Annotated in this window: 2 protein-coding genes; both read left to right on the forward strand. The window is 33.0% G+C overall.

Going from position 1 to position 1,970, the window contains the following annotated elements:
- A partial coding sequence (locus H524_RS17480) for a hypothetical protein (protein WP_044122307.1) occupies positions 1-404 on the forward strand: 404 nt, incomplete at its 5' end.
- 288 nt (positions 405-692) lie between these two features.
- Positions 693-1,793, forward strand: a complete 1,101-nt coding sequence (locus tag H524_RS16850; protein WP_281171319.1) for a glycosyltransferase — start codon at positions 693-695, stop codon at positions 1,791-1,793.
- Positions 1,794-1,970: the final 177 nt, after the last annotated feature.

Below are 1,970 nucleotides of genomic sequence, written 5' to 3' on the forward strand. Positions count from 1 at the left end.
GTATTGAGAAAGCCAAATTCGATGCTGCCTTTATTGGTCCGATGCCTCCTAAACGTGGCCCAGGTAGACCAAAGGGCAGTAAGAATAAGAGCACTCTTTTAAAAGAGGCTATGAATGCTCAATCTAATAGTATTGAAGCTGCAGAAAAGAGAGGTCGTGGACGTCCACGTGGTAGTCGAAACAAAAGCAATCTTGCATTCGAGAAAATTTTTGTTGGCCCGATGCCTGACTTGTCACGTCTTCCAAAGAAGAAAGCTGGGCGACCAAAAGGAGCTAAGAATAGAGTTAGCAAAGAGTTTAAGATGAACTTTATCGGCCCAATGCCGGATTTATCACGTCTACCAAAGAAAAGACCTGGCAGACCGAAAGGGGCTAAAAACAGAAAAAACTTTATGCTCAGTTGAGCATAGCCGGACATGAATCAATGACAAGGTATTAAACTTTAGGCTGGTGCTTCTTATCGCTGAGGACATCAGTCTAAATTGATTTAGTTCCAAGATTTGCTAAACTTTTAGTATATGGAATTTTGCTGCGGCAATTATGACTACTCTTAGAATCAAACTACTATGTATTTCCGAAAATTGTTAAGCTTTTAATAGATATTTTGTATAATATTAAATATAATATTCAGGTTAGCTCCATGACCAAACCAAACCAAACCAAACCTGCCTTTATTAGCTGTTATTGTTCCTATATATAATGTCGAGACATATTTATCAAAGTGTTTGGACAGTATAATTAATCAGACATATCAGAATCTTTGGATTATATGTGTCAATGACGGAAGTCCTGATAATTGTGGGACTATATTAGATCTCTACTCCAAAAAAGACAGTCGTATTACTGTAATACAAAAGAAGAATGGGGGGATTTCTTCTGCACGTAACTTTGCATTAGACTTTATTAGAACATCTTATAATAAAGGTGAAAAACAACTACCTGAGTATATATCATTCATTGATCCAGATGATTATATTGATATATGTGCTTATGAAAATCTATTGTCAAAATTTAATGAAGATATTGATATAGTTGCTTTTGGTTATAAAACTATTAAAGAATTTAATGGTTGTCTATGCGTTGACGAAACTCATTTAGCTTGTTCAGATGGGGGGTTAGGGAAACAAACTATTAAAGACTCTTTGATTCAATGTATTAACGTTACAGTATGGAACAAGCTTTATCGTTACTCTATCATAGAGTACTATAGAATCAGGTTTCCGCTAGGCGTTGTGCATGAAGACCAATACTTTATTGCTGTATACCTATTTCACTGCAAGAAAATATGGCTTGATAATAGCTATTATTATAACTACCTTATTAGAAATGATTCATTATCACAAAATGCGAGATTAAAACGTTCTGGTCTATCTTTAGATTTAATGGAAATTTCTAATGCTCTGCTGTTATACTTAAAAGATAATGATTTACTAAAAATTAGGTCTGAGTGCTTTTTAAATTTATTTTATGAGAAAGTTTGGACGGCATTGTCCCTAGACTATGATAATGTTGATACACCATTGATATATGACCTGGCAATAAAAATACTTGATGAGGTAAAAATGCCTCGAGAGACTTTCCTAAGTAGACGTAAAGAGCAACTTATAAGAAAAAGAGCATTTTGTGAGTGCACTAAATATGTTTTTTTTAGAATTTTTAAGCATAAACAACGAATAAATTACGACAAATACTATTTTATTGGCTGCCCCATATTGAAAGTCGAATATAACGAAAAGTCTAAAATTTTAACTTTAATAGGGTTTATAAAGATCAGTAAATTAATTAAAACATGATGTAATCATGTCGATGATAATATTTATTAGGATGGTGCCCATTAAGCTAAAGCAATATTGTATGAATACGATTCATAATTTTGACCTGAATTTTTCTAAATATCGTACAATATCTTATATATAAACACAACATATCTTACACAATTATTAAGGGCTAAAGCTTCATAAACCTGATGC

Origin of the sequence: Anaerobiospirillum succiniciproducens DSM 6400 (assembly GCF_000482845.1) — a bacterium.
GTDB lineage: Bacteria > Pseudomonadota > Gammaproteobacteria > Enterobacterales > Succinivibrionaceae > Anaerobiospirillum > Anaerobiospirillum succiniciproducens.